General features: G+C 59.6%; 16 protein-coding genes. 8 read left to right on the top strand and 8 right to left on the bottom strand.

Annotation, left to right across the window (positions count from 1 at the left end):
- The first annotated feature begins 197 nt into the window (after positions 1-197).
- Both ACYZTM_RS09145 and ACYZTM_RS09140 read left to right on the top strand, forming a co-directional pair.
- Complete coding sequence (locus ACYZTM_RS09145) at positions 198-1703, top strand: glucosyltransferase domain-containing protein (protein ID WP_461988254.1); 1506 nt, start codon at positions 198-200, stop codon at positions 1701-1703.
- A 119-nt stretch (positions 1704-1822) separates the two neighbouring features.
- Positions 1823-2197 (top strand): GtrA family protein, encoded by a 375-nt coding sequence (locus ACYZTM_RS09140; protein ID WP_131060921.1) that lies wholly within the window; start codon positions 1823-1825, stop codon positions 2195-2197.
- 50 nt (positions 2198-2247) lie between these two features.
- Here ACYZTM_RS09140 and ACYZTM_RS09135 read toward each other — a convergent pair whose 3' ends face one another.
- Both ACYZTM_RS09135 and ACYZTM_RS09130 read right to left on the bottom strand, forming a co-directional pair.
- A complete protein-coding gene (locus ACYZTM_RS09135; RefSeq protein ID WP_461988252.1) occupies positions 2248-3867 on the bottom strand; it encodes an FMN-binding glutamate synthase family protein in 1620 nt (539 codons plus the stop codon).
- A 178-nt stretch (positions 3868-4045) separates the two neighbouring features.
- A complete protein-coding gene (locus ACYZTM_RS09130) occupies positions 4046-4846 on the bottom strand; it encodes a helix-turn-helix transcriptional regulator (RefSeq protein ID WP_131060919.1) in 801 nt (266 codons plus the stop codon).
- A gap of 124 nt (positions 4847-4970) precedes the next feature.
- Between ACYZTM_RS09130 and ACYZTM_RS09125 the strand changes: the two genes are divergently transcribed.
- Both ACYZTM_RS09125 and ACYZTM_RS09120 read left to right on the top strand, forming a co-directional pair.
- Entirely contained in the window at positions 4971-5792 is an 822-nt protein-coding gene (locus ACYZTM_RS09125) for a carbon-nitrogen hydrolase family protein (protein ID WP_461988249.1), read from the top strand.
- A 183-nt stretch (positions 5793-5975) separates the two neighbouring features.
- Positions 5976-7301: an APC family permease gene (locus ACYZTM_RS09120; RefSeq protein WP_461988247.1), complete on the top strand. Its 1326-nt coding sequence runs from the start codon at positions 5976-5978 to the stop codon at positions 7299-7301.
- Between the two features lie 184 nt (positions 7302-7485).
- Here the strand turns inward: ACYZTM_RS09120 and ACYZTM_RS09115 are convergent, their stop codons facing one another.
- From ACYZTM_RS09115 to ACYZTM_RS09095, 5 genes are read right to left on the bottom strand one after another with little or no spacing between them, the layout of a single operon-like run.
- Complete coding sequence (locus ACYZTM_RS09115; RefSeq protein ID WP_461988245.1) at positions 7486-8892, bottom strand: ATP-binding protein; 1407 nt, start codon at positions 8890-8892, stop codon at positions 7486-7488.
- Positions 8889-10700 (bottom strand): DAHL domain-containing protein, encoded by a 1812-nt coding sequence (locus ACYZTM_RS09110; RefSeq protein ID WP_131060915.1) that lies wholly within the window; start codon positions 10698-10700, stop codon positions 8889-8891. The genes ACYZTM_RS09115 and ACYZTM_RS09110 overlap by 4 nt, the downstream gene beginning before the upstream one ends.
- Complete coding sequence (locus tag ACYZTM_RS09105; protein ID WP_461988243.1) at positions 10697-11656, bottom strand: cytochrome-c peroxidase; 960 nt, start codon at positions 11654-11656, stop codon at positions 10697-10699. Before ACYZTM_RS09105 ends, ACYZTM_RS09110 begins: the two co-directional genes overlap by 4 nt.
- A 44-nt stretch (positions 11657-11700) precedes the next feature.
- On the bottom strand, positions 11701-13575 hold the full coding sequence (locus ACYZTM_RS09100; RefSeq protein WP_461988241.1) for a putative bifunctional diguanylate cyclase/phosphodiesterase: 1875 nt from the start codon (positions 13573-13575) through the stop codon (positions 11701-11703).
- Entirely contained in the window at positions 13572-15875 is a 2304-nt protein-coding gene (locus ACYZTM_RS09095) for an EAL domain-containing protein (protein ID WP_461988239.1), read from the bottom strand. Before ACYZTM_RS09095 ends, ACYZTM_RS09100 begins: the two co-directional genes overlap by 4 nt.
- Before the next feature lie 254 nt (positions 15876-16129).
- On the opposite strand from ACYZTM_RS09095, the gene ACYZTM_RS09090 reads away from it, so the two are divergent.
- The 4 genes from ACYZTM_RS09090 to ACYZTM_RS09075 all read left to right on the top strand — a co-directional run bounded on the left by ACYZTM_RS09090 (position 16130) and on the right by ACYZTM_RS09075 (position 19343).
- Positions 16130-17509 carry an HD domain-containing phosphohydrolase gene (locus ACYZTM_RS09090; RefSeq protein ID WP_461988237.1) on the top strand — a complete coding sequence of 460 codons (1380 nt, stop codon included), beginning with the start codon at positions 16130-16132 and terminating at the stop codon, positions 17507-17509.
- A 220-nt stretch (positions 17510-17729) separates the two neighbouring features.
- On the top strand, positions 17730-18164 hold the full coding sequence (locus tag ACYZTM_RS09085) for an NUDIX hydrolase (RefSeq protein WP_131060910.1): 435 nt from the start codon (positions 17730-17732) through the stop codon (positions 18162-18164).
- 40 nt (positions 18165-18204) lie between these two features.
- Positions 18205-18843, top strand: a complete 639-nt coding sequence (locus tag ACYZTM_RS09080; protein WP_131060909.1) for a LysE family translocator — start codon at positions 18205-18207, stop codon at positions 18841-18843.
- Positions 18844-18845: 2 nt separating this feature from the next.
- The gene (locus ACYZTM_RS09075; RefSeq protein WP_131060943.1) at positions 18846-19343 is read left to right on the top strand and encodes a GNAT family N-acetyltransferase; all 498 of its coding nucleotides are present in this window, start codon (positions 18846-18848) and stop codon (positions 19341-19343) included.
- 104 nt (positions 19344-19447) lie between these two features.
- Here ACYZTM_RS09075 and metR read toward each other — a convergent pair whose 3' ends face one another.
- On the bottom strand, positions 19448-20365 hold the full coding sequence (gene metR / locus ACYZTM_RS09070; RefSeq protein ID WP_461988234.1) for a transcriptional regulator MetR: 918 nt from the start codon (positions 20363-20365) through the stop codon (positions 19448-19450).
- Positions 20366-20392: the final 27 nt, after the last annotated feature.

Here is a 20392-nt window from a genome sequence, read left to right as displayed (position 1 = left end):
GGTTGCGCGCCGCACATTGGCGGCGCGCAGGGTGCAGGGATTCGCCGGCAATTGCAAAGTGCGGATATTACGGAATGTCTCAGTGCATCGCTGAGGGAGCAACCGCCTGTCTAAAAGCCGCGCAGGTCCGCGATCTCTGACTACCGTCGGTTTCTAAGCTTTATCGATTGAAGGCGAAATTCCCAAGAGGCGCCGGCATGCGGATCAGCGAATGGCTCGACAAAGAGCTCACAGGCCGTCAGGTCTGGTTGATGTTTTTTTTTGCGACGCTGATTTACGTCCTGCCGTTGATCCTCGCGGATTTTCCCTACATCGATGACAACTGGCGTGCCCTGGCCGCCGGTACTGGTTGGGCAGGGGAGGGGCGGTTGTTCGCACAGTGGTTCTACAACCTGCTGACCTTCAGCAGTGCTGCGCCGAACATCTTCCCGTTACCGCTGTTGATCGCCACGCTGGCGATGAGTACGGCCCTGACCCGACTGACGTTCCACTACTTCCCCGAGCCGACATTTGCCCATTGCCTGGTGGTGCTGCCGCTTTGGTACAACCCGTTTTTCCTGCAAAACCTGTCGTATCAATACGACGGACCGACCATGGCGCTGAGCCTGGTGGCGGTGATCTACGCGATCACCTTTCAAAGCCACTCGCGCGTCCAACGACTGCTGATACCTGCCGCGCTGATTGCATTGGCCATCGGGCTTTATCAGGTCAGCTTCAATGTGCTTCTCGGGCTCTGTTGCCTGGAGCTGTTGCGGGGGGCGGACGACAAATTGCCATGGCCCGCGTTTTACCGATTGATAGGCTACAAAGTGGCGCAGGTGGGGCTGGCGGGGTTGATCTATTTCGCCACGGCCTATTCCTTCATGACTCAGGGCCGTACTGCGTTGTTGAACGGGGCAGCGGCACCGTTGCAGCAAATTGAAACCAATGCGGGCCGGGTGCTGGAAAAAATCGTGTTGCTGTTCCATGGCGGGTTTGCCTGGGTGTTCGCTGTGCTGTTGCTGTGCGCCATTGTCGGTGCCGTGCGTGTAGGGCAACGCGTACTGGAGCGTGAGGACAGAGGCCTGAACAAAACCGTGATCGGCCTGCTGTGCCTGTTGATCTTGCCCGTCCTGATGGTGCTGGTGCCGGGGGCTTCATTGTTTTTCCGCGACTTCAATGAAGGCGCCCGCACCTTGATGGGCTTTGCAGTCGTGCTGGTGCTGCTGTTCTACCTGAGCCATCGGGCGCTGGCGCCGGTGCATGGAAAGCTGCCGTTGCTGTTGCTGGTTCCGCTGTTGGCGATGCTTTCGCTTTCCTTCGCTTATGGGCGGGTGCTGACGTTACAAAAAACCTTCGCGACCCAAGCGTTGTATGCCTTGAGTGCCGACATTGCTTCCCGCCCGGCGTTGCGCGATGCCAAGCGTATTTACATGTCGGTGACGTATTCCGATCACTGGTTGGTGAGTGCCGCCGGCTCGTTCAAGCAGATGCCGGTTTTGCATTACCTGCTGAACATCGACTTTTACATGCTCGCTGAAAACCTGCCCAAAGCAGGCATTACCAATGTGGTCAGGGAAAAGGAACGGCGCAACGCCACGCTGGTGGGTTATCAGGGTTATCCACCGCTGGTGGACAGTCTGTTCTATCGGGTTTATCTGCTGGGGGATTACGGCTTTATCGTCATGAAAGAACCCGCCCGTATTCCCTCTCTCCAGTGGTGAACCCCGTGCCCATTGGTCTGGAATGCCGCGCTACCTGTTAGTTCTTACAGTAGACACACACCTGCCCCCGACTTTAGGTTTGAAACCTACCTGAAACGGGAACAGTTCAAGGAACGAACATGAAAGCCTTATGGAAAGCACTCTCCACTTACGCGGTCGTTGGCGTGGCCAATACGCTGATTCATTGGCAGATATTTTACGTACTGACTACCGCGGCCGAGTTTAGCCAGGCCTCCAGTAATTTTTCGGCGTTTTGTGTGGCAGCAACGTTCTCATTCTATGTGCATGCGCTTTACACGTTTGAGGCCGGGGCGTCGGTGGTTCGTTATCTGATCTATGTGTTCTTTATGGGGGTAATGAGTTTTGTGGTCGGACATTACGCCGATGTCTGGAAAATCCACGGGTTGGTGACCGTCGCGTCGTTCTCGCTGTTGAGTCTGATCTGCGGGTTCTTCTTTTCCAGATTTGTCCTGTCTGGCGAGCGCGAAGCGTGAAGGTGTCGCTGATGCCAGCCTCTCCATAAGGCTGGCATGCAGAGCAATCCTTACGCAGCAATCACCTCGTTGGGCTCAAAACTGTCCGCCCGCGCCATCTGCCACATCCGCGAGTAAAACTCGCCATTCACCTCGCCCGTCAGCAACTCCCCCGGTTTCAAGAACACGTGCAACTGCGAGAACAGCTTGATCTCGGTTGCCGACATGCGCCGCACCAGATGCTTGGCCGACAGCTGTGAAGGATGGTCAAGACCGGCGGCCGCGAGCATTTCCGCCAAGGCCTTGAGCGTGTTGCGGTGAAAGTTGAAGACGCGCTGGGCCTTGTCCGGGACCACCAGCGCACGCTGGCGCAGGGTGTCCTGAGTGGCGACGCCGGTCGGGCATTTGTTGGTGTGGCAGCTTTGCGACTGAATGCAGCCGATGGCAAACATGAAGCCGCGCGCCGAGTTGGCCCAGTCGGCGCCGATGGCCAGGACGCTGGCGATGTCGAAGGCGCTGACGATCTTGCCGCTGGCGCCGAGTTTGATTTTGTCCCGCAGGTTCAGGCCTACCAACGTGTTGTGCACGAACAGCAGACCTTCGCGCATCGGCACGCCGATGTGGTCGGTGAACTCCACGGGTGCCGCGCCTGTCCCGCCTTCCTTGCCGTCGACGACGATGAAGTCCGGGAGAATGCCGGTTTCCAGCATGGCCTTGGCGATGCCCATGAATTCCCATGGGTGGCCGAGGCAGAACTTGAAGCCCACCGGTTTGCCGCCGGACAGTTCACGCAACTGCTGGATGAAGTGCATCAGTTCGATCGGCGTGGAAAACGCGCTGTGCCGCGACGGCGAGATGCAGTCTTCACCCATCAGGATGCCGCGGGTTTCGGCGATTTCCTTGGTGACCTTGTGCTTGGGCAGAATGCCGCCATGACCGGGTTTGGCGCCCTGGCTCATTTTGATTTCGATCATCCGCACTTGCGGCGTTTGCGCCTGGGCGGCGAAGCGCTCCGGGTCGAAGCGTCCGTCAGGGGTGCGGCAACCGAAGTAGCCGCTGCCGAGTTCCCAGGTCAGGTCGCCGCCGTTTTCCCGGTGATAAGCGCTGATGCTGCCTTCGCCCGTGTAATGGGCGAAGTTGCCGAGTTTGGCGCCCTGATTCAACGCGCGAATGGCGTTGGCGCTGAGCGAGCCGAAGCTCATGGCCGAGATGTTGAACACCGAGGCCGAGTACGGCTGGGTGCATTGCGGTCCGCCAACGATGACGCGAAAAGCACTCGGATCGCTCAATGGAGCGGGGCGCATCGAGTGGCCGATGAATTCGAAACCCGATTGGTACACATCGATCAGCGTGCCGAAGGGTTTGTCGGCGCTTTCATTCTTGGCCCGGGAATAGACCAGCGAGCGCTGGGCCCGGGAGAAGGGCAGGGCGTCGCTGTCGGATTCGAGCAGGTACTGGCGGATCTCTGGGCGAATGCCCTCCACCAGATAGCGGATGTTGCCCAGGATCGGGTAGTTGCGACGCACCGCGTGAGGGCTTTGCAGCAGGTCGAACAGGCCCACGAGGCTCAAGACACCGGTCACGGCGGTGATCGGCCAGAGCCAGTCGTGTTCCAGGAAGGGCAGGCTGGCGAGGGTGAATATCACGCAAGCGGCAAAGAAGGCGTAGCGGCTCAGGAGTGACAGGCTCATACGGGTTCCTTGGGTTCGGTCTCAATTGTTGTCAGCACGGTGGATTGCCTGGATACACCCGATCCCTGTGGGAGCGGGCTTGCTCGCGAAAGCGGTTTGTCAGCCCGCATCAATGTTGAATGTGATGGCCTCTTCGCGAGCAAGCCCGCTCCCACAGAAAAGCAAGCGCATCGTGCAATCAGGCATTCTGCGCCTGGAGGAAAATCGAAAACAGCTCGGACTGGGATTTGATCCCCAGCTTGCTGTACATGTGTTTCTTATGGACTTTCACGGTTTCAGCAGAGATTTCCAGCTTACGGGCGATTTCTTTACTGGAGCAACCGCTGAGCATCAATCGGCCGACATCCAGTTCCCGGGCGGTCAATTGCGCACCCTTGAGTTGTTGCACCGAAGCCTCCAGCTGAACGCGCCAGTCGCCCTTGACCGGCGCCGGCGCGAGGGCCACGGCTTCGTTGATTTCGTAGGGCAGGCGCTGGCGCAACAGGCCGAGCACCCAGGGCTGGATCAGCGACAGCAAGGCAATCTGCTGGCCGCTGAAACGCTGCTTGCTGCCCAACGACAGGCACAGCGTGCGGTCGCCTTCGAGCTGGCAATTGAACTGGATTTCATCGGCCACCACATTCAGACGAAAGTAGCGTTGGTAATACTCGGTCAGCTCGAAATGCTCCGGCGCCACTTCCGACAGGCGATAGAGCCCGGTGCGCGACTGTTCGCGGCAAGCGATGTAGAACGGGTCGAGCAGGTACAGGCCGCGCAGGTAATCCTGGAACAACTGATCAGGGCTGCCGTCCTCGCCCGGGCATTCGGCGAACACTTGCGGGTGCTGGTCTGCGCTGAAAAGCAGCGCCACCCAGCTGTCGAAGGTCACGTACTGATCCAGCAGGCGCACCAGCTGCGTCCAGAAATTGGGCTTGTCCAGGGCGTCGATCAGTTGTCCGACCGAGCGGTGCCAAGCGATATCGTCTAATGAAAGTGTCATGCCTCTACCCCTATCGGGTTACCCCAGCGGCGTGATTCCCCGGCCGGTGGCTTGCTGCGCATACTGGCGCACAGACACAGACCGGGCAATCTTTCTGCCGCCCGGCCCATAACAAGGACTACCCATGAAAGTCGAACTCGCCCAGTTGGCGGGCCGTGACAACGGCACCGCGTACAACCTCGAACGGGCCTTGGCCGCCATCGCTGCCTGCCACGTCGATACGCAGCTGATCGTATTTCCGGAAACCCACCTGATGGGCTTTCCGTCCGCCGACACCGTGGCCCAAACCGCCGAACCGCTGGACGGACCGGCGGTCAGCTCCGTCGTGGCGGCTGCCCGCGAGCGCAACATCGCCGTGGTGATCGGTATGGCCGAGAACGACAACGGCCGCTTCTACAACACCACGTTGCTGATTACCCCTGAAGGCATCGCCCTGAAATACCGCAAGACCCACCTTTGGGCGTCGGATCGCGGCGTGTTCGAGGCAGGCGACCGTTACGCCACCTGCGAGTGGAACGGCGTGCGGGTCGGCCTGCTGATTTGCTACGACATCGAATTCCCGGAAACCGCCCGTGCCCTGGCGCAACTGGGCGCTGAATTGCTGATCGTCACCAACGGCAACATGGACCCTTACGGCCCGACTCACCGCACCGCGATCATGGCGCGGGCCCAGGAAAACCAGGCGTTTGCGCTGATGGTCAACCGGGTGGAAGAGAGCGATGACGGGTTGGTGTTTGCCGGTGGCAGTGCGCTCGTCGATCCGTTGGGCACCTTGTTGTTCGAGGCCGGGCGGGAGGAAGGGCAGTTTGCGGTTGAGCTGGATTTCAGCCGGTTGGAGGCGGCACGCAAGGACTATCGGTATCTGGATGATCAACGGCTGAAGTTGCCGGGTGAGATTGTCGAGCGGGCTTCTGGCGTGCGGGAGTTGCTGATTCCTTCGCGCTGACCACCGATCGTTCCCACGCTCTGCGTGGGAATGCATCAACGGACGCTCTGCGTCCGCTTTTGGGACGCGGAGCGTCCCCGGCTGCATTCCCACGCGGAGCATGGGGACGATCAGGCAACACCCGAAATTTTTGCGCCGAACTCGGCTCTGCCCATAAATCTAATAAATTCGGAGTAGTCGCTCATGGCTCGTTTGCAACGCACCCTGTCATTGGGTTCGGTGGTGCTGTTCGGCATCGCCTACATGACGCCGATCATTGTGCTCGGCACATTTGGCATCCTCGCTCAATCCACCGCCGGCATGGTCCCGGCCGCTTACCTGGCAGCGCTGGTGGCGATGTTTTTCACCGCCATGAGCTACGGCCGAATGGCCTCGGCGTTCCCCGTCGCAGGCTCGGCCTACAGCTATGTACGCAAGGCCATCAGCCCGAAACTCGGCTTCATCGCCGGTTGGGCGGTGCTACTTGATTACCTGTTCCTGCCCATGGCGATCTGGCTGATCGGCGCCGCCTACCTCAACTCCGCGTTCCCGGCCGTGCCGCAGTGGACCTGGGTGCTAACGTTCGTTGGCATCACCAGCGCGATCAATATCGTCGGCCTGAAACTGGCCAATGGCATCAACGCCTTGCTGATGCTAGTGCAATTCCTGGTGCTGATTGCCTTCGTCGCGCTGTGCATTCACTACGTCGGTGGCGATGCGAGTACACCGTTGTGGTCGATGAAGCCATTCTTCAACGGCGACATGCAGATGCCGCTGATCATGAGCGGTGCGGCCATTGCCTGTTACTCGTTCCTCGGTTTCGACGCGGTCAGCACCCTGACTGAAGAAACCCGCGATCCGCGCCGCACCATCCCGCGGGCGATCATGTTGATTACCCTGATCGGTGGCCTGATCTTCGTCAGCGTCTCGTACTTTGTGCAGATCGCGCATCCGTCGTTCCAGTTCGACAGCGTCGACTCGGCGGCTTATGAAATCGCCCGCAACATTGGCGGCGACCTGTTCGTGTCGATCTTCCTGATCGGCCTGATCGTCGGCCAGTTCGCCTCGGGCCTGTCGGCTCAGGCCAGCGGTTCGCGTCTGTTGTTCGCCATGGGCCGCGACGGTGTGCTGCCCAAATCGTTCTTCGGCACCTTGCACGAACGCTTTGGCACCCCGGTCAACAGCATCCTGTTGTGCGCCGTGGTGGCCTTGTTGGCACTTAAACTCGACGTCACCACCTCGACCTCGTTCATCAACTTCGGCGCGTTCCTGGCGTTCAGTCTGGTGAACCTGTCGGTGATCTTTCACTACTGGATCGGCGGTGAGAACAAAGGCCTGCGTGAATTCGTGTTGTTCCTGTTGTTCCCGTTCATTGGCCTGGCCGCGGATTTGTGGCTGATGGTCAGCCTCGATCACCTGGCGATTTACCTGGGCCTGAGCTGGCTGGCGATTGGCGTGGTGTACCTGGCGGTGCTGACCGGTGGTTTCCGCCGCCAGCCACCGGAGATGGATTTCCAGGAGACCACCTGACCCCCGGACAATGCATAACCCTGTGGGAGTGAGCTATGTGGTGAGGGGATTTATCCCCGTTGGGCTGCGAAGCGGCCCCGGCATTTCAAAGTCAAACCGCATGCAATGGGTTTACGACTGCTGCGCAGCCGAACGGGGATAAATCCCCTCACCACAAGGCTCACTCCCACATTTATTACGGTGTTCAGGCAGAAGGTTTTGTCTGGTGCACGGGTAGCTCGACCCGGAACGTACTCCCTGCACCCACCTCACTGCACACCGAAATATCCCCCCCATGCTTCTTCACAATCCCATAAGACAGAGACAATCCAAGCCCCGTCCCCTGGCCCACCGGCTTGGTGGTGAAGAACGGGTCAAAGATTTTCTGCAGGTTGTCCGGCGCAATTCCCGACCCGGTATCTGCCACTTCAATCCACACCCGTTCACCCTCAAGCCCGGTGCGCAGGGTGATGGTGCCGCGCTGCGGACCCATCGCCTGGGACGCGTTGACGATCAGGTTCATGATCACCTGATTGATTTGCGACGGCAGGCATTCGATGTCGGGCAGCGGCTGATACGCCTTCACCACGTCGGCTTTGTACTTGAGTTCATTGGCGACGATGTTCAGGGTCGATTCGATGCCCTGTTGCAGATTGGTCCACTGCCATTCCTGGTTGGAGTCCACGCGGGAGAAGTCCTTCAGGTCTTTGACGATCTGCCCGACGCGGTTGATGCCCTCCTTGGATTCCTTGATCAGCAACGGAATGTCGTCGCGCAGAAACTCCAGTTCGATCCGTTCACGTAGCTGCCCAAGCTGTTCGATCACCTCGTTTGAAGCAATCGCTTCTTCGGCCTCGCGATAGGCGTCGAGCATTTCCTGCAGTTGCTTGAAGTAGCCATCAAGGCTGCCGAGGTTGGAGGAAATGAAGCCGATGGGGTTGTTGATTTCATGGGCGACGCCGGCTGCCAATTGCCCCAGTGAGGCGAGTTTTTCCGATTGCACCAGTTGCGATTCAAGCTGTTTGCGCTCGTCGATTTCTCGCTGCAACGCCTCACTGGCCTGTTTGAACTCGGTGGTGCGCTGGTCCACCAGATGCTCCAGGTGGCTCATTTGCACAAACGCGCGCTCGGTCATCTCCCATTTGGTCAGCAGGGTGTTGGCCATCTGCTGGACTTCGATGTTGTCGAACGGTTTTTTCAGGATCAACAAGCGGTCATGGGCCTGGAGCCGGTCCAGCAGTTCATCCCAGGAATAGTCGGAGTACGCGGTACACACCACCACTTGCAGGCGCGGGTCTTCCTGCCACAGGTGTTCGATGGTCTGCGCGCCGTCCCAACCCTCAGGCATGCGCATGTCCACGAACGCGAGGGCGTAGGGGCGGCTTTCCTGCAAGGCCTGAGTGAGTTTGCCCAGGCCTTCCTGGCCGCCATACGCCGAATCCAGTTCGAACAGGGCCGTGGTGGCTTTGACTTCACTGCCAAACAGCGTGGCCTCCATCTCGTCCAGTTCGACGTGCTGCACCGAAACCGGTGTGAGGATCTTGCGAAAGTCATCATGAATCGACGGCGTGTCGTCGATCAGCAGAATGCGCCGGTTCGAAAGTTCACTCATGCCTCCTCCGTGACGGTTTTCAGCGGGATCTGCAGGGTGAACTGCGCACCTTTGCCAGGCCCGTCACTGTGGGCGCTGAGGTGGCCGTTCATTTCGATCGCCGCCAATGCGCAACTGTGCAAACCAAAGCCGTGACCTTCCTTGCGGGTGGTAAACCCGTGGGCAAAGATTCGCGTCATGTTCTCCGGCGCGATGCCTTCGCCATCATCCTTGACGCTGATTTGCAGGGTGGCGTCTTCGACGATTTTTACCCCCAGGGTCATTTGTCGCGGACGATTACTGAGGTCGGACATGGCGTATTTTGCATTGCTGATGAGGTTGATCAGGATCAGCAGCAAGCGGTGCTTGTCCCCCATGACCTGCGGCACCTCGTTGTACTCCTTGACCACCGTGACGTGATGCCGGGTCAGGGCGCCGGAGTTCATGCGCAAGGCGTCTTCCAGCAGTTCGCTGATGTGCAGCGGTTCCATCAGGCTGTTGGCGCCGGCGTAGGACTGCTGGGTGGCGACGATGTCCTTGATGTGGTCGACGCTTTTGGTCAGTTGGGCCAGTTCCTCGGTCATGCTTTGCTGTTCGAGGGCAATGGCGTCGACCAATTGATTCAGGTAGCCGGGCAGTAACTTGCCTTTCTCGTCCAGGGTTAAAAAGGTGCCCAGGTCGCCTTGATGTTCGTTGATCAGCTGCATCGCCTTGCCCAGCCCCTGGGCCTTGCTGCTGCGCAGTTTGCGACTGACCAGGTCGGCGGAAATGTTCACGCTGTTGAGCACGTTGCCGACGTTGTGCAGCACATTGGTGGCGATTTCGGCCATGCCGGCCTGGCGCGCGGTGTCCAGCAGTTCGCTCTGAGTATCCTTGAGCTCGCGGGTGCGCTCTTCGACCCGTTTTTCGAGGTCATCATTGGCGGTTTGCAGGGCTTTGTTGACGCGATTGATCACCGTGAAACTGCGCATCAGGTGAATCGCCAGGTACACCAGCAACAGCACCAGCAGCACCGAAAACACCAGCATGTAGAAGTGATAAAGCTGGTCGATCGCGTCGGTGAGCTGCTGATCGTTGTTCAGCAGATCGGTGATGTCGTCCAACCGTTCCGCCACGGGAATGGCCTCGATGTTTTCCAGCAACCTGTTGACCACCGGCTGTTCCCGCAGGATCAGCGCGATGTGCTTGTCGAGAATATCCAGCGGACTGTGGAATTGCTCCGGCAGTCGCAGTTTATTCACTTTCAGTTTGCTCAGGCCCACCAGAATTTCGGCGGCCTTGTCGTCAGAGGTGACCATGGCGAACTCCATGGTGCTCAGTACCAGGTCATACGTGTCGTTGGCGATGTTTTGCAGTTGCAGTTTGTCTCCGTCCTGCAACTGGGCGAGGGGTTCCTGAATGTCGTCCTCGGCGGTCGGCAGAAACGCCAGTGAGTTGCGCAACACGGCATTGTGCGACTTGAACTGTTCCACCAGTCGGGTCTTTTCCTCGATGGCGCTCAGGTACGCATCATGGCTGGTGAGCCAAACGGGCGAGTCGTTGCGGCCGTGATTCGACTCCATCGTGTCGAACCGCTCCCACAGTTTCGTCATCTCGGTCAGCGGTGCGACCAGCGGATCGTAGTTATGGTTGATGGCAATCCTGGTCTTGAGGATTTCCGTTTCCCATTGCGCGTTCAGCTGTTTCATCCGGGAAACCAGATCCCGGGATTCGGTGTAGGTCGACGTCTGGTTCGAACTGGATTTGAGGTACAGAAACAGCAGTATCGAGGCCAGTATCAGGGCCACGATACCGAGGAGCGCCAGGCTGCGTCGGCGGGACATTTTCATAACGGTTTGCCCTCCCATTCACCGGTCAGGGTCTTGAGGAATTGGATGATCAGCACCTTGTCCTCTGCGGAGGGGATGCGCCCCAGCTGAAACGTGAACATCACGTCCACGGCCTCTTCGAGGGTTTTGGCCGAACCGTCGTGAAAGTACGGCGCGGTCACCGCAACGTTACGCAGGCTCGGGACCTTGAACACATTGCGGTCCTCTTCGTCCTTGGTCACCAGGTAGCGGCCCAGGTCGGTTTCAGTCGAGTTGCCTCGCGTCTTGAAGTAATCGCCCATCACCCCGAACTTCTGGAACATGTTGCCGCCGATGTTGACCCCTTGATGGCAGGTGATGCAGCCGTAGTCCTTGAAGCGTTGATAACCGTATTTCTCCTCGCGAGTGAGAATGTCGGTGTCGCCCAGCAGGTATTGGTCGAAACGCGAGTTGGCGCTGATCAGCGTGCGCTCGTAGGTGGCCAGGGCGTTTTGCACATTGTTCATGGTCACGCCGTCCGGGTAGGCGTCGCCGAACGCGGTTTGATAAGCCGGATCGGCAGACAGCGTTTGCACCACGAGTTCCCAGTTGCTGCCCATTTCACTGGGGCTCTGCACCACGGTGTGGATTTGGGTTTCCAGGGTGTCGGCGCGACCGTTCCAGAACTGCCGGAAGTTCAGGCTGGCGTTGAACACGCTGGGGGTGTTGATGGCGATTGGATGGCCGTTGAAGCCGATGGAAAACGCCTTGTTGTCGGCACCGCCGCTCTCCAGTTGGTGGCAGCTGGCGCAGGACAGGCTGCTGTTGACCGACAAACGTGGTTCATTGAACAACTGGCGACCCAATTCGACCCGCAGAGGATTTTGCTGTGGGACGGCCGGCAGCGGTTTGAGCGGCTCGTTCAGTGGTGCACCGCTGGCGATCAAACAAAACCCGAGCAAGGGCAGCAGAAGAAGACGATAGGAGGATGGCGACATCTGATGATTCCTTGGCTGATGGCCCGTGTGTCGCTGCTTATCGGTCATGTGGCGGCAGGAGGAGGGGATTTCACCGACGTCAGGTATTGCACAAAGTCATCCGGCGCCACGGCTTTGCTGAAGTAGTAACCCTGGCCTTCCTCGCACTGATGGGCCTTGAGGAAATCCAGCTGTTCGAGGGTTTCCACCCCTTCGGCGATGATGGTCAGCTTGAGGCTCTTGCCCAGGCTGATGATGGCGCTGACCAGCGCCGCGTCGTTGCTGTCACGGCTCAGGCCGCGAATGAACGACTGATCGATTTTCAGCACGTCGATGGGAAAACGCCGCAGGTAACTCAGGCTGGAATAACCGGTGCCGAAGTCGTCAATGGCCAGTCGCACCCCCATTGCCTTGATCCGGTTCAGGGCGGTGACCGTGGCATCGATGTTTTGCATCAGCACGCCTTCGGTGATTTCCAGCTCCAGCAGGGACGGGTCCAGACCGGTTTGTTCGAGGACCTGTTCAATGCCTTCGACAAAGCCTCGCTGACGGAAATCGATGGCCGACACATTCACCGACATGCACAGCTTCGGCAGCCCGGCTGCCTGCCAGGCGCAGGCTTGTCGACAGGCCTGGGCCAGCACCCATTTGCTCAACGGCACGATCAAGCCGCTGTCTTCGGCCACCCCAATGAAATCCGACGGATAAACCCAGCCGTGCCCCGGTTTCTGCCAGCGAATCAAGGCCTCTGCACCGACCACCTCGCCGGTGCTCAGGTCCAGTTTTGGCTGGTAATGCAGGACAAATTCGTCCCGCTCCAGTGCCAGGCGAATACCTGATTCGATGCTCTGCTGATCCCGGGCGCGCTGGTTCATCTCGTCGATGAAAAAGCGGAAGTCATTGGGGCCGCTTTCTTTGACGTTGCGCATCGCGGTTTCGGCTTTCTTGATCAGTGCGATGGCATCGAAGCCGTCATCGGGGTAGATGCTGATGCCCAGGCTGGCGGTCACGCTCAGGTCATGGCCGGCGATGTGCTGGGGCGTGCAGATGGCGTTCAAGAGTTTTTCGGCGATGCCTTTGGTCTGTTGGGGATGGCGGATATCGGCGAGGATCACCACGAATTCGTCAGCGCCGTAGCGAAACACCGAATCGGACTCGCGCACCGTGGACACCAGGCTATGCCCGACCCGTTTGAGCATCTCGTCACCGGCCGGATGGCCCAAGGCATTATTGATGCGCTTGAAGCGATCAAGACCCAGAAACATCACCGCCAGTTGCTTGTCATGGCGGCGCGACAACGCCAGCGACTGGTTCAGCCGATCACCGAGCAGCGTGCTATTGGGCAGATCGGTCAATACGTCGTATTGCAACAGGTGAGACACCTTGAGCAGTTCGTGGACCCGCGCCTCGATGGTTTGCTCCAGGCTCTGCACTTTCGTCTCCGCGTCGTGCGTCATCTGCCATTTCCAGGTCAGGGCGCTGGCCATCTGACGGATTTCCAGACTGTCGAAGGGCTTTTTCAACACCAACAACTGGTCGCCGAACTCCAGCCGTTCAGCCATGTCTTCCCAGCTGTAATCCGAAAAAGCGGTGCATAGCGCGATTTGCAGATGCGGGTCGATCTTCCAGAGTTGTTCGATGGTTTCCAGCCCGTCCCAACCTGGCGGCATGCGCATGTCGGTGAACGCCATGGCGTACGGGCGTCCTTCGGACTGGGCACGTTTGACCAGTTCGAGGGCTTCCTGGCCCTGATAGGCGGAATCGAGCTGGAAGGTGAGGCGAGCCCGTTGTTGCGTGCCGAACAACGCCTCTTCGGTGCCGGCCAGGGTCTGTTCACCTTCGGTATCGGGTCCGAGGATCTTGCGAAAGTCCTGATGGATCGAGGGCGTGTCGTCGATGATCAGGATGCGCCGGTTGGTCTGGACGGACGAAGATTTCATTCCTTGTCCTCCGTGGTATGCGGGTTGTCCAGGATCGGTCCGGTGTAGTGACTTGTGGGTATGATGCTGCCGGTTTTGAGCAATTGAGCGGCCTGTTGGCTGCTGACCGCTTTACTGAAGAAGTAACCCTGAGCGTTCATTGGCGAGCCTGTGGCCATCAGCGAACTGCGCTGTTCCTGGGTTTCGACGCCTTCAGCGATGATTCCGATCCCTACCTCTCGAGCGAAATTAATAATCGCGCGCAACGTGTTGGCGCTGGCCGGGTCACGAGCCGCGGTGTCGATGAAGGCCTGGGCGAGTTTCAGGTGATTGACCTGGTAGGTCTTGAGGTAGTCGAACGAGGAGTATTCGGTGCCGAAGTCGTCGATGGCGATCTTCACCCCCAGCTCCCGCAGGCGCGGCAGCACGTCGTTGTGGGTCCATTTGGTCTGGGCCAGGGTCGCTTCGGTGACATCGAAGCGCAGGTCCCAGGCGCACAGTTCCCAGCGCGCGGTGGTGCGCAGCACGTCATAGATCAGTTCGGGCCCGCTTTTCAGCTGAGCCAGGGACAGCTTGATGGCAATGACCGGCGGCGCCATGCCTTCGTCGCGCCACTGGCGCATTTGCTGGCAGGCGCGATCCAGCACCCAGTGACCGAGGGCGATGATAACGCCGGTTTTTTCCGCGGCCGGCAGGAACGCCGGGGCTTCCAGCAATCCACGCTCGGGGTGATTCCAGCTGACCTGGGCTTCCATGCCGAGGATCTTGCCGCTGCTCAGGTCAACTTCCGGCCAGTAACGGAGTTCGAGTTCTTCATGTTCAATGGCGGTTTTCAGATCGTTGGCGATGGTCATGCGCTCGACCACCTCCTGATTGATCTCCTCGGAATGGAAGTGATACTGGTTGCGGCCCTTTTCCTTGGAGCGATAGAGCGCCATGTCGGCCTGGTTCAGCAGGCCGTCGGCGCTGGTGATGAGCGGCGAGTAGCTGCTGATGCCGATGCTGACCGAAACACGTACGTCATTGCCGGCCAGGGAATAGGGCAGCACCAGCGCATCGCGGACCTTGGCGGCCAGTGCCGCGGAGTGCGTCGGGTCGCTGACGTCCAGTTGCAGGATGGCGAACTCGTCGCCGCCGAGACGGGCGACCACATCGTTTTCGCGTACACAGGCCTTGATGCGCCGGGCGACTTCCTGCAGCAACAGGTCGCCCACCGGATGACCGAGGGTATCGTTGATTCGTTTGAAGTGATCCAGGTCCAGGTAGAACATCGCAAACGGTGTGGCGCCCCGACGCGCGGCGGCGAACGCCTGGTGCAGGCGTTCGATCAGGGTGGCACGGTTGGCCAGCCCCGTGAGCCCGTCGGTGCGGGCCAGCAGGGCGATTTTCTCCTCGGCGACCTTGCGTTCAGTGATGTCGATGATGATGCCTTCAACTTCCAGCAAACGCCCCTCGTCGTCACGCACCGGGATATAGCGGTTTTCGACCCAGCGCCAGGCACCGTCGCCGGTGCGCATCCGGAACTCGATGGACGCGCCCGCCGCATGGCGGTCCAGCACCCGGGCCATGGCCGTGTCGACCTTCGATTGGTCGTCCGGGTGGATCAACTCCTGGGCCCAATTGGCCGAGGCGACCAGGTTCGCCGCGACGTGACCGTATTTGGTGATGTTGTGGGAGATGTACATCAGCGGAAACAACGGTTCGCCCCGCAGGCGATACAGAATGGTCGGGCTGTTCTGCACGATGATGTTGGCGTCGGACAGCTCCCGGGTGCGTTCTTCGACGGCCTGTTCCAGCAGCGACATCTTCAGCGCTGCGTCTTCGGTCATTTGCCATTTGGCGGTCAGTGCGCTGGCCATCTGCCGGATTTCGATGGCATCGAAGGGTTTTTTCAGAATCAGCAGGCGATCGCCCAGCTCCAGGCGTTCATCGATGTCTTCCCAGGAATAGTCGGAATAGGCAGTACACAGCGCCACTTGCAGCTTGGGGTCGATCTGCCACAGTCGTTCGATGGTTTCAAGACCGTCCCAGCCCGGCGGCATGCGCATGTCGATAAAGGCCATCGCGTAGGGCAGGTCGTTGGCCAACGCTCGCTCGACCTTGCCCAATGCTTCAAGGCCCTGAAATGCCGAATCGAGCATGAAACTTTGCAGTGTTGCCGTCGCTTGAGTCCCGAACAGGGCGTTTTCGGCGCTGATCAGGTCGTTGTCATCGATCGATGGCGGGCTGAGGATCTTGATGAAGTCCGCATGGATCGAAGCGGTGTCGTCGACGATAAGAATCCGACGGTTGGTACGCGCCAGCAGCGTATTCATAGGCATACGCCGGGAGCGGAGGCGTGGAGCGGTGTGCTCATAGGGGCATCCTTTCCCTGATCACGTGGCAACGGTACAGATAATGGATCCGAGTTAGCAGAGCATAGTCGCCCGCGCAGCACTTCGCCCGGGTGACTGAAACGAATCATTTCCAGGGGGCTTGCTGGAAATCATCTAGCCTGTAGCTCAGGCAGGGCCAGAAACGGAATGTTTTGGCTGATGACTGACGCAACAACGCCCGTTTCGCTTGAGGTAATGCCATGGAAGAGCAACTCCCCACGCCTGTCACCTATAAACCTACAATTCTGCTGGTCGACGATGAGGAATCGATCCTCAACAGTCTGCGCCGGCTCTTGCGCGGCCAACCCTACGACGTGCTGCTGGCCACCAGCGGTGCCCAGGCCCTCGAAATCATGGGCAAACAGCCCGTCGACCTGGTGATGAGCGATGCGCGCATGCCCAATATGGACGGCGCGACGCTGCTGGCGCACATCCACCAGCGCCATCCCGACACACTGCGCATTTTGCTGACCGGTTATGCCGACCTGACGATGATCGTCAAAGCGATCAACGAGGGGCAGATTGACCGTTACATCAGCAAACCCTGGCACGATGAGGAGTTGCTGCTGACGTTGCGACAATCCCTCGCGTACCAGCATTCCGAGCGCGAACGGTTGCGCCTTATGCAGGAGACGTGGGATCGCAACGAGGAATTGAAGCTGCTCAACGCGACCCTGGAAAAACACGTCGCGTCCCGCACCTCCGAGCTGCAGCAGACCGCCGACATGCTCGACCTGGCCTACGAAGAGCTCAAACACAGCTATGTCACCGGCACTGAGGTGTTTTCGTTGCTGGCTAACCTGCGTTTGCCGCCGGCCAAGCAGACGAACCGGCAGATCATCGAACTGGTGCGGGTGTACTGCAAACGCCATGGCCTGGACGAGGGCAGTACCCGCGACCTGACCATGGCCGCGGCGCTTTACAACATCGGCAAGCTGAGCTGGACCGACAGCATGATGACCGCGCCTGCGGACCTGCTGCACCACAGCGATCAGGAACGCTATCGCGGTTACCCGAAGCAGAGCGAATCGTTGCTGATGACCCTCGACCCAATGAAAGATGCCGCTCGCCTGATCCTTCACCATCAGGAACGCTGGGACGGCACTGGTTTCCCCGACCGGCTCAAGGGCGAGGCGATTCCGCTGGGTTCGCGGTGGCTGAAACTGGCGGTGGATTTCATCGAGTTGCAGCGTGGGCTGATCCTCGAGCGCCAGATGAACAGCGATGAAGCATTGGTCTACATCCGCCAGTACGCCGGCAAACTTTACGATCCGGCCCTGGTCGAGGACTTTATTCAGGTCTGCGCCGCCTACCTGAGCGATGTGTCGCTGGTCGATCCGACGGTTAAGGTGTTGACCACCCGGGACCTGGCGGCCGGCATGATTCTGGCGCACAACCTCAATGCCGATAACGGCATGTTGCTGCTCAATGCGGGCAAGGTGCTGAGCGGACCGCTGGTGGAGAAGCTGATCGCGTTCGAGGCGATGGAAGGGGCGAAATACAGTGTTTTTGTGAAGGTGCCGGAGAAAGGAGAAGCCGCAATCCTCGAAGAGAACCGGGCAATCCAGGCCCAACACTGATCCCGTGTAGGAGCGAGCCTGCTCCGGGCGGCGTTCCGACGATGACGGACTGACATTCACCATTGATGTCGACTGAAAGACCGCTATCGTCGGAACGCCGCCCGGAGCAGGCTCGCTCCTACAATGGGTTCGGCAGTGCCAGGCAGATATTTTTTCCCAGTGACGACGCCCCGACACCCATGTGATCCTTGCGGTTTTTACCCAAGGCCAATCCTGATCCATGACGCTTTCATCTGCCGCTTCCCCCCGCATCATCCGCATTGCCGCCGCCCTGCTGATCGGCCCCGACGGTCGCACGCTGTTGGTCCGCAAGCGCGGCACCGAAGCCTTCATGCAACCTGGCGGCAAGATCGAGGCCCACGAGCAACCGGTTCATGCCCTGGCCCGTGAACTGGAAGAAGAACTTGGGCTGGTCATCGACCCCGCGCACGCCACCTACCTGGGACCCTTCTCGGCACCGGCCGCCAACGAGCCGGGTTTTGTCGTACAGGCCGAACTCTTTCAACTGACCATCGATTCAGACGTATCGCCTGCGGCGGAGATCGAAGAGGTGCGCTGGATCGATCCGGCCACCGACGGCGATCTCACGCTGGCGCCATTGACACGGGACCTGATCCTGCCGTTTTATCGAGCTTCGCTGACCGCGACCGTCTGATCATTCACGGCTACTTATTTTACGGACCAGGACTGCCCCCATGATCCCGCTTCAAGATTTGCTGATATTCGCCGCTGCCGCGTTGCTGATGGTGCTGACGCCGGGGCCGAACATGATTTACCTGATCTCCCGTTCGATCTGCCAGGGACGCAAGGCCGGCGTGACCTCATTGCTCGGCGTGGTCGCGGGGTTTTTCGTGCATTTGTTCGCCGCCGCGGCCGGTTTGACCGCCGTGTTTCTGGCCGTGCCGATGGCGTACGAAGTGCTGAAGTGGGCCGGTGCGCTGTACCTGGTCTGGCTAGCCTGGCAGGCGGTCAAACCCGGAGCGCGTTCACCCTTCGAAGCGCAGCAGTTGCCGCCTGACTCGTCGCGCAAATTGATCACCATGGGGTTTCTCACCAGTGCCCTGAACCCGAAGATCGCGGTGTTTTACCTGTCGGTGTTTCCGCAATTCATCTCGCCTGAACATGGCTCCGTATTCACCCAAAGCATCGTGCTGGGCCTGACCCAGATCAGCGTCAGTTTCTGCGTCAATCTGCTGATCGCGATATTCGCTGCGGGCATCGCGTCCTGGTTCGTCAACAACCCGACCTGGCTGGCGGTGCAGCGTTACTTCATGGGGTTTGTTTTGTCGGCGCTGGCGGTGCGGCTGATGCTTGAGCAACGACGGACAGCTTGACCATGTGGATTGAACAACTGGATGCCAGCCATGCCCTGGACTATCGGGCACTGATGCTTGAAGCCTACGACCTGCATCCGCAGGCCTTCACCTCAAGCGTACGCGAGCGCGCCGCGATGCCGCTGAGCTGGTGGGAATCGCGCCTGACCAGCCAACTGGATGTGGTACTTGGGGCGTTTGAAGAGGGCAAATTGGCGGGCATCGTCGGCCTGGCCTTCGAACCCCGGGAAAAGGCTCGGCACAAGGCGACGTTGTTTGGCCTGTACGTGTCTGGAAAGGTCCGGCAGCGTGGGTTGGGTCAGCAACTGGTGCAAGCCGCCCTGGCCGAAGCGCAAAACCATCAAGGCCTGCGGTTGATCCAGCTGACCGTCACCGCCGGCAACGAGGCCGCGTTCAACTTGTACCAGCGATGCGGCTTCATCCAGTTCGGCCTCGAACCCATGGCGGTACGCGTCGGCGAAGACTACTTCGACAAAATCCACATGTGGCGTGAAATCTAAGGATCACATAGATCCTGTAGGAGCGAGGCTTGCCCGTGAAGGCGTCCTTGAGGCCGGCAAAAAGCTTCGCGGGCAAGCCTCGCTCCTACAAGTCCTTCGTTGCTTTATCGGACGGCACTGACCCCGTCGAGTGTCGAGAACGATGTGTCTTTGGCCGTCAGCAAGAAGTCGCGCATGTACGGCGCATCCAGCATGTCCGCCCGAATCCCCGCATACAGCGTCGCAAACAATCCCTTCTCGCCCAGCCGCTTGGCCTTCACGTAACCCCGTGAGCTGTATTCGTGCAGCGCCCAATGGGGCATGCCGCACACGCCGCGTCCGCTGGCCACCAATTGCATCATCATCACCGTCAGTTCCGAGGTGCGGACCTGCGCCGGTTCGATGTCGGCCGGTTCGAGGAAGCGGGTGAAAATGTCCAGCCGATCGCGTTCCACCGGGTAGGTAATCAGCGTTTCCGTGAGCAGATCTTCCGGAACGATGTAGGCCTTGCTCGCCAGACGGTGCTGGTTGGCCACCGCGAGCATCGCTTCATACGTGAACAACGGCACGTACGTGATCCCGGCCAGTTCCAGCGGATCGGAGGTCACCACCAAATCCAGATCGCCACGGGCCAGGGCCGGCAGCGGGGCGAAGGAGAAGCCAGAGGTCAGGTCCAGCTCGACTTCCGGCCAGGCATCGCGGAACTGATCGATGGTCGGCATCAGCCACTGGAAGCAACTGTGGCACTCAATCGCCATGTGCAAACGGCCCGCCGTGCCGCCCGCCAGACGCGCGATATCACGCTCGGCGCCACGCAGCAGCGGCAGGGTCGCGTCCGCCAGTTGAAGCAGGCGCAAACCCGCGCTGGTGAACCGCACCGGTTTGGTCTTGCGCACAAACAGCGGCATCCCCAGCCGTTCCTCAAGCTCCTTGAACTGGTGGGACAGGGCTGACTGGGTCAGGTGCAGCCGGTCGGCGGCATCGACCAGGCTGTCCGCCTCGCGCAAGGCGTGCAGGGTCTTCAGGTGACGGATTTCAAGCACCGAGTGGCTCCATGAGGAAAACTTGTG

This window comes from Pseudomonas sp. MDT2-39-1, assembly GCF_054898085.1.
The sequence above is the reverse complement of the archived record's forward strand: the minus strand, read 5'-3'. Positions and strand labels throughout refer to the sequence as shown.

What these genes read in the sequence shown, in the direction of transcription:
- ACYZTM_RS09095 (WP_461988239.1), bottom strand. Translation starts at nt 15,875, where the DNA reads ATGCCTATGAATACGCTGCTGGCGCGTACCAACCGTCGGATTCTTATC.
- ACYZTM_RS09110 (WP_131060915.1), bottom strand. Translation starts at nt 10,700, where the DNA reads ATGAAAATGTCCCGCCGACGCAGCCTGGCGCTCCTCGGTATCGTGGCC.
- ACYZTM_RS09135 (WP_461988252.1), bottom strand. Translation starts at nt 3,867, where the DNA reads ATGAGCCTGTCACTCCTGAGCCGCTACGCCTTCTTTGCCGCTTGCGTG.
- ACYZTM_RS09100 (WP_461988241.1), bottom strand. Translation starts at nt 13,575, where the DNA reads ATGAAATCTTCGTCCGTCCAGACCAACCGGCGCATCCTGATCATCGAC.
- ACYZTM_RS09105 (WP_461988243.1), bottom strand. Translation starts at nt 11,656, where the DNA reads ATGTCGCCATCCTCCTATCGTCTTCTTCTGCTGCCCTTGCTCGGGTTT.
- ACYZTM_RS09075 (WP_131060943.1), top strand. Translation starts at nt 18,846, where the DNA reads ATGTGGATTGAACAACTGGATGCCAGCCATGCCCTGGACTATCGGGCA.
- ACYZTM_RS09125 (WP_461988249.1), top strand. Translation starts at nt 4,971, where the DNA reads ATGAAAGTCGAACTCGCCCAGTTGGCGGGCCGTGACAACGGCACCGCG.
- ACYZTM_RS09115 (WP_461988245.1), bottom strand. Translation starts at nt 8,892, where the DNA reads ATGAGTGAACTTTCGAACCGGCGCATTCTGCTGATCGACGACACGCCG.
- ACYZTM_RS09140 (WP_131060921.1), top strand. Translation starts at nt 1,823, where the DNA reads ATGAAAGCCTTATGGAAAGCACTCTCCACTTACGCGGTCGTTGGCGTG.
- ACYZTM_RS09120 (WP_461988247.1), top strand. Translation starts at nt 5,976, where the DNA reads ATGGCTCGTTTGCAACGCACCCTGTCATTGGGTTCGGTGGTGCTGTTC.
- ACYZTM_RS09145 (WP_461988254.1), top strand. Translation starts at nt 198, where the DNA reads ATGCGGATCAGCGAATGGCTCGACAAAGAGCTCACAGGCCGTCAGGTC.
- ACYZTM_RS09130 (WP_131060919.1), bottom strand. Translation starts at nt 4,846, where the DNA reads ATGACACTTTCATTAGACGATATCGCTTGGCACCGCTCGGTCGGACAA.
- ACYZTM_RS09085 (WP_131060910.1), top strand. Translation starts at nt 17,730, where the DNA reads ATGACGCTTTCATCTGCCGCTTCCCCCCGCATCATCCGCATTGCCGCC.
- ACYZTM_RS09080 (WP_131060909.1), top strand. Translation starts at nt 18,205, where the DNA reads ATGATCCCGCTTCAAGATTTGCTGATATTCGCCGCTGCCGCGTTGCTG.
- ACYZTM_RS09090 (WP_461988237.1), top strand. Translation starts at nt 16,130, where the DNA reads ATGGAAGAGCAACTCCCCACGCCTGTCACCTATAAACCTACAATTCTG.